This is a genomic window from Protofrankia sp. Cj3, assembly GCF_917627355.1.
GTDB lineage: Bacteria > Actinomycetota > Actinomycetes > Frankiales > Frankiaceae > Protofrankia.
On record NZ_CAKJTR010000010.1, the window covers coordinates 1 to 7164 of the forward strand.

Annotated in this window: 4 protein-coding genes; 2 read left to right on the forward strand and 2 right to left on the reverse strand. The window is 67.4% G+C overall.

Annotated features, from left to right (window positions below; all coding sequences use genetic code 11):
• A partial coding sequence (locus tag MJ783_RS02500) for an HAD family hydrolase (protein WP_239308274.1) occupies positions 1-586 on the reverse strand: 586 nt, incomplete at its 3' end.
• Between the two features lie 527 nt (positions 587-1113).
• Between MJ783_RS02500 and MJ783_RS02505 the strand changes: the two genes are divergently transcribed.
• Positions 1114-2961 carry a phosphatidylglycerol lysyltransferase domain-containing protein gene (locus MJ783_RS02505; protein ID WP_239308305.1) on the forward strand — a complete coding sequence of 616 codons (1848 nt, stop codon included), beginning with the start codon at positions 1114-1116 and terminating at the stop codon, positions 2959-2961.
• Between the two features lie 109 nt (positions 2962-3070).
• Here the strand turns inward: MJ783_RS02505 and MJ783_RS02510 are convergent, their stop codons facing one another.
• Entirely contained in the window at positions 3071-5356 is a 2286-nt protein-coding gene (locus MJ783_RS02510; protein WP_239308275.1) for a (Fe-S)-binding protein, read from the reverse strand.
• A gap of 590 nt (positions 5357-5946) precedes the next feature.
• Here MJ783_RS02510 and MJ783_RS02515 point away from each other — a divergent pair.
• The coding region (locus MJ783_RS02515) for a nuclease-related domain-containing protein (protein WP_239308276.1) at positions 5947-7164 on the forward strand (1218 nt) is incomplete at its 3' end.

Here is a 7164-nt window from a genome sequence, read left to right on the forward strand (position 1 = left end):
CGCGGCGCGTGAGCGCCACACCGAGCGCGCGGGCGCCCGCCAGGAAAGTGTCAGGCGCCGGTTTACCGGCCAGCTGTTCGCGTTCGGCCACAATACCGTCGATTCGGACCACCACCAGGGAGTCGAGACCGGCGGCGGTGAGTATCGCCGCGCAGTTCGTGCTCGACGATACGACCGCGCGCGCGGCACCCACTGCCACCAACGCCCGCAGGTAGCGTACAGAACCAGGATAAGCGGCGACCCCATCATCACGAATCATGGCTGTTACGAGTTCGTTCTTGCGTTTGCCCAGGCCATAGACTGTGTCAGCGGATGACGGATCTTCCGGGCCGCCCTCAGGCAGCTCGATGTGGCGGGCAGCGAGAAAGGACCGGATGCCGTCCGCCCGGGGCTTGCCGTCGACATAGGAGGGATAGTCGTCACCGACGCTGAACGGGACACATGGGCCACGGTCGCGTTCCGACCGGCGGCGGAGGAAGGTGTCGAACATCTCCTTCCACGCAGCCGCGTGGACAGTCGCGGTCTGGGTCAGCACACCGTCCAGGTCGAAGAGGTACGCCCTGATGCGTTCGGGTAGTCCGAACATCCGTTCAGTCCTCTCGAAGGCTTGGAGGCGCTGGAAGTTCGCCCAGGGCCTGCCCGCGCCTCTCGATACACATACCCCAGCCCGGCTCATTGATCCATCCCCCTGTTGCCGGGTGCTTTTATGCGGTGTTCTCTCATACCCGGGACGCTCCTGCCTGACCGCGCGGCGGGCGGGGTAAGGTCCCGCGGGCAGACCCAAACGGGCCAGGCAGGTAGCAGACACACACCCAGCCCGTGGCCGCCGACAGCGCGATAATGACCTTTCGTGCCGCTGGTGGCCGTGAGAGATGAAGAAACTGGCCAACAGCGACGCGATAATCACCTTTTGTGCCGCTCGCGGCCGTGGGACATGACGAGGGAGCCGTGGGGCATGACGAGGGGAAGGAGGCGTCGTCCGTGACGACCATCAGCCGCGGCAGCCATCCCGCGGGGACCACCGAAACCAGCCGGCTCGGCGGCGATGCCCACGGAGACCACGTGATATCACGGCCGGCACGACCTCTGTTGCCGGCCTGGAACCACCCGTGGATACCGACCGCGGCCGCCGCCCTGGTGTTCATCGCCGGACTGATCGATATCGTGTCCGGGGTCACCCCCGAGTGGCGCGACCGGCTGGATGTGATCCGCCAGATCCTGCCCGGAGCGGCATCGCGCCAGGCCGCCGCGTTCACGGTGGTAGTCGGCCTCCTTCTGCTCCTGCTCGCCCGTGGTCTGCGCAGACGCAAGCGCCGTGCCTGGCTCGGTGTGGTGACATTGCTCGGCACGAGCATCGTCCTGCATGTGGTCAAGGGCCTCGACTTCGAAGAGGCGGTCGCGTCCGCGGCGCTGCTCATCGGGCTCGTACTGGCCCGCGGCGACTTCCGGGCCAAGGGTGATCCGACAACCCGCTGGCGGGCGCTGTGGGTCGGGCTGACCCTCGCCGCAGCCTCGATCATGGTCGGGCTGGTCCTGCTGCGCATGGGCGCTGGCCGCCTGCTCGGTCCGCATCCGCTGACCGCCCAGCTCGCGCATGTCGTCGAGGGGCTGATCGGCATCCACGGACCGCTTCGGTTCAGCTCCGAGCGGGTCTCCGACCTCGTCACCCGGATCCTGCTCACAATGGGCCTGCTCACCATCATCACCGTCGTGTACCTGGCGCTGCGCCCACCGGAACCGCGCCCGCGCCTGTCCGCCGATGATATTGAACGGATGCGCGCGCTGCTCACGCGGCACGGGGATGCCGACTCACTCGGTTACTTCGCCCTGCGCGGCGACAAGACCGTCGTCTGGTCGCCGACGGGCAAGGCCTGCGTCGCCTACCGGGTGGTGTCCGGGGTGATGCTCGCCAGCGGCGATCCGCTCGGTGACAACGAGGCATGGCCGGGCGCGATCCGGGAGTTCCTACGGATCGCCGCCGAACATGCTTGGATACCAGCGGTTATCGGATGCTCCGAAACCGGCGGAAAAGCGTGGGAACGAGTTGGCCTGACGGCGCTGGAGTTCGGCGACGAAGCAATCATCGACGTGCGGACCTTCACCCTTGAAGGCCGCGACATGCGTAACGTCCGGCAAGCTGTCGGCCGGGTCGAGCGGGCCGGCTACACCTACCGCGCCGTCCGGATGAGCGATCTGCCCCCCGAGGAGGGCAAACGGTTGAGGGAGCAGGCCGAAGCCTGGCGGGGGGCGGAAACCGAACGCGGTTTCTCCATGGCCCTCGGCCGGATCGGCGAGCCCAGCGACGACAGCTGCGTCGTGGTGATGGCCTTCGACCGCGATGGGCTCGGCAACGGCGGCAGCCCGGGTGACGGCGGCAGCCCGGGTGACGGCGGCCCAGCCGGCAGCGGCGACTCAGGCAGCGGCGACTCAGCCGGCGCTGGTTCGGGTGGCGCGCGGAACGTGGCCGGTCCGGAGAGCGCTGGAAATAATCCGCGGCTGCGGGCACTGCTGCACTTCGTCCCCTGGGGACACCGGGGCCTGTCACTGGACCTGATGGTGCGCGACCGTGCCGCGGACAACGGGCTGAACGACTTCCTGATCGTCTCAGCGGTCCGGGCCGCGGGCGGGCTGAACGTGGACCGCCTGTCCCTGAACTTCGCCTTCTTCCGGTCCGCGTTGGAGCGCGGGCAGCGGCTCGGTGCCGGGCCGGTGACCCGCCGTTTCCGCGGGCTGCTGGTCTTCCTCTCCCGCTGGTTCCAGATCGACAGCCTCTACCGGTTCAACGCGAAGTTCCAACCGCAATGGTCGCCGCGCTACATCTGCTTTCCAGCCAACCGCGATCTTCCACGTATCGCTCTGGCCATGCTCGAAGCCGAGGCCTTCCTGGTCTGGCCGCGACTCACGACCTTCCCGGCCACGCGCCGCCTGGCGCGGTTGGCCCATCGCCGCCCATCCTGCTGAGCGACGAGGCCCGAACGCGGAAAAGCCCGGAACGATGTGCATGGGGTGCTGTCAGCATGACAGCGGATCCACATCGTTCCGGGCGGCCTCACCTCAAGACGACGTCACATCAGCCGGGCCCGGATGCTCCCGCGCTGTCTGTCCCGCCAGCGGTGTCCGCCGCGACAGCGCCGCCCACCGTCGCCGTTGGGGGAACGCCCCCGGCCTGGACCGGCGCGGCCAACGAGCGGGCGAGCAGCTGGGAGACGTCCAGGACCTCGACGCCTTCCCTTGCCCCGCCGGACTGCTTCTTCTCGGTCACGGCATCGGTCAGCATGACGATGCAGAACGGGCAGGCCGTGGACACGATGTCCGGATCGAGCGCGAGCGCCTCGTCCACCCGTTCGACGTTGACCCGCTTACCGATCTTCTCTTCCATCCACATGCGGGCGCCGCCGGCACCGCAGCAGAAGCCGCGGTCCTTGCAGCGGTGCATCTCCTGGCTGCGCAGGCCGGGAATGCTGTCGAGGATCTCCCGTGGCGGGGTGTAGACCTGGTTGTGCCGGCCGAGGAAACACGGATCATGGTAGGTGACCGATGAGTCCACCGGCTGGACGGGGATGAGCCTCCCGTCCTCGACGAGCTTGCCGAGCAGCTGTGTGTGATGGATGACCTCATATGTCCCGCCGAGCGCCGGGTACTCGTTCGCGAGGCTGTTGAAACAGTGCGGGCAGGTGGCCACGATCTTCTTCGCGGACGCGGCGTTGAGAACCTCGATGTTGGCCTTGGCCATCTCCTGGTACAGGTACTCGTTACCGAGCCGGCGGGCCGGGTCGCCGGTGCAGGACTCGCTTGTGCCGAGGATGGCGAACGACACCCCGGCGGTGTGCAGCAGCTCGGCGAACGCCCGGGAGACCTTCTTGGCCCGGTCCTCGATCGCGCCGGCGCAGCCCACCCAGTACAGGTACTCGACATCGTCCGGAATGGCCGCACCATCGTCGAGCACCCGGACGTCGAATGCCAGCCCCTCGGTCCACTCCGTGCGGACCCGCGGCGAGACGCCCCACGGGTTGCCGTTGTTCTCCAGGTTGCGCAACATCACGCCGGCCTCGCTCGGGAAGGCCGACTCGATCATGACCTGGTAACGGCGCATGTCGATGATGTGATCGACGTGCTCGATGTCGACGGGGCACTGCTCGACGCAGGCGCCACAGTTGGTGCAGGACCACAGGACGTCGGGGTCGATGACCCCGCCTTCCTCCTCGGTGCCGACGAGCGGTCGGTCGACCTGCGGTTGACCGGGCTCGGGAACCCGCCCGAAGCCCGACTCGGGTACATGGTGGGCAACGTGCTTCGTCGACGTTTCCGCCGAACCGCCGGTGGCCGCGCCGGCTGAGGCCGTGGCCTCCTCGCTGTCCCCAGCCGCCTTGGCCGCGAGCAGATACGGCGCCTTCGCGAACAGGTGGTCCCGAAGATCCATGATCAGAATCTTCGGCGACAACGGCTTGCCGGTGTTCCAGGCCGGGCACTGGCTCTGGCAGCGCCCGCACTCCGTGCAGGTGGAGAAGTCGAGCATGGCCTTCCAGGAGAAGTCCTCGACCTTGCCGACGCCGACGATCGGCTCGTCGGCCTCCATCAGGCTCTCGATGTCGGGGGTGCTGCCAAGCCGGCCGAGCGCCTTGGGCTCACGCTTGGTGATGACGTTGATCGGCGCAAGGAAGATGTGCAGGTGCTTGGAGTAGGCGACCAGCACCAGGAAGCCCATGATGATGGCGATGTTGAGCAGCAGGAAGACGGTCTCGATGTGCTCGTTGACCGACGTCGAGAAGACGTCCAGCGGACGGCTGACCAGGTAGGACGCGAAGGCCCACCTCGTGTCGCCCTGCGGGTGGGTGCCGGCGTTGAACTGGGCGCCCCGCAGGATCAGCAGGGTGACTATCACCGACGTGATCATTCCTAGGATGACCCAGGCCGGCCCCGTGTGCGAGCCGTAGAAGCGCGACCGGCGCTCGAGGCGGGCCGGCGCGTTGCGCAGCCGAATGATCGTAAAGGCCACGAGCCCGACGAGTACCGCCACCGCGAAGAAGTCCTCGACGAAGCCAACCACCGCCCAATGGCCGAACAGCGGTATGTGGAAGTGGTCGTCGAAGAGCGCGCCGAACGCCTCGATCACGGTCAGCATGAGGATCGTGAAGCCCCAGAAGGTGAAGGCATGCGCGAGCCCGGGGACCGTCCACTTCAGCAGTTTTCGCTGGCCGCCGACCTCACTGATCTCACTCCACAGACGCTCGGCCGCCCCGTCGAACCGGCCGGGAGCCGGTTGGCCCTGGCGGATCAGCCTGAACAACCAGTAAAACCGTCGTCCGGCCACCGCCAGAGCGACAACGGCGATCACTCCACCGACAGCGAGTCTCACACATCCTCCAGTCACTCCTACCGACGGTGGGAGCCTACTGCTACCAATCGGTAACTTGCTCACCGACCCAGGCAGTTGCCCACAAGACCGCTGCTTACCCTCCTCCACACACGGGCCACACGCAGCCCTTGGGCAACCCGGCCGGCACCGGCGGGACGCTCCGGCCAGCCCCGGCTCGGCGCTCAGCCTCCCCAACTGGGCAAAATAGCAATATCATATAACTATCTAGCGACAAAGCCGGGCCGGACCAACGTCCCCCCAACCACGGGAAACTTGGGCCGATTACAGTGATTCACTTGTCCCGGCGAGCCCAACGGTTGCAGGATGGATGCGGCCTGTAATACGCGTACGCGCTGCCGCGATGATGCTCGGCGCCTGGAAGAATTGTGATTACCAAGAAGCTCCGGCAGCAGGGCGTTCGATCAGACAGCGGCGTCCGGGCGGATGGATCGCGAGGCGGCGGAGGGAGACGCCGGAGGTGCTGGGCGTTGACCGAGGCGCCGCCCGACGCCGCGAGCCGGACAGTCCTATTGCCAGAGCCTCCAAGGCTCCGGACGACGTTGGCGACCTCACGATCCATGGTGGACACGATGGCGAGTACGACGAAGAGCCCGGCCAGGGGCCCGCTCAGAAGCCCGTTCGGAGGCGACCCGCGGGACCGGCCCGGCTACTCCCTCCAGATGGCCTACCAGCGTGCGCGGGAACAGCACGCGCGGATGCGGCGCGAGCGCCTCGCGTACACCGTGCCCCGCGCCGCGTTGCGTGCCTTCCCCATCGCCGCGGTATTCGCGGTCCTGGTCGCGTTGGGCCTGGGCCTGTCGACGTCCATCGCCGTGGGCGTGTTCCTGCTGATCGAGCTGGGCTGGCCACTGATCGTGATCGGCCGGTCGTTCGATCCGGTCCCCGAGATCGAGGCGCTGCGCGAAGGCGCCGAAGCCGAACGCAAGACGGCCAGCGCGATCAACCGGCTCCGCCGGTACGGATATGTGATCATGCATGATCGCAGCGTCCCCGGTTCAGCGGCGAGCGTCGGGCACCTTCTGGTCGGGCCGGGCGGAGTCATGGTGATCAAAAGTGATGCCTCCACCGGCACGGTGCGCTACGCCAAGGACGGGGGCAAGGACGGAGCCAAGGTCGACGGGCAGTCGCTCCGAAAGCCGCTCGACCTCACCAAATGGCTCGGCGACGAGGTGCGCGCCCGGACCCGCACAGCCACACCGATGATCAAAATTCCGGTGACGCCGATTCTCGCGATGGTCGAGGCAGGCGTTCTGTGGAGCGACGGAGCGGTCGAGGGTGTCACCGTCATCAGCTTGAAAGATCTCGTGTCCTACATCCGGGGACGGCCGGACAGGCTCAACCCGGCGGAGGTCACCAAGGTGCTCGCCGTCGTCCAGCGCCTGTTCCCGCCCTACTCCGCCAACCCGCCCACGGACGCCATCACCGTCGACCGCGACCAGTGGCTCATTCTGATGGACGCGCTGCGCACCATCCGTGAACGGGGCGGCGACGCGACCGACATGCTCGACCAACTAGCGAAGATCGAAAATGATCTCACGCAGCTCGCCGAAACGAGCGGCCAGTCCGGCATCCTGCCGATACCCACCAACGGCGCGGGCGACGGCGACGAGAACACCGGCGACGGCGACCTCATCAGCGAGCTCACGAGCATGGCAGAGGCCTCGCCCGGACGTCTCACCGACGACCCGTCAACAGGCCGGCGGCGCGGGCGGGTGCTGGCCGCTGTTCGCCCGCTACGGTCGGTCCCGCGCCAGACCCACTATGACGATGGGGATGGCACCGGCACC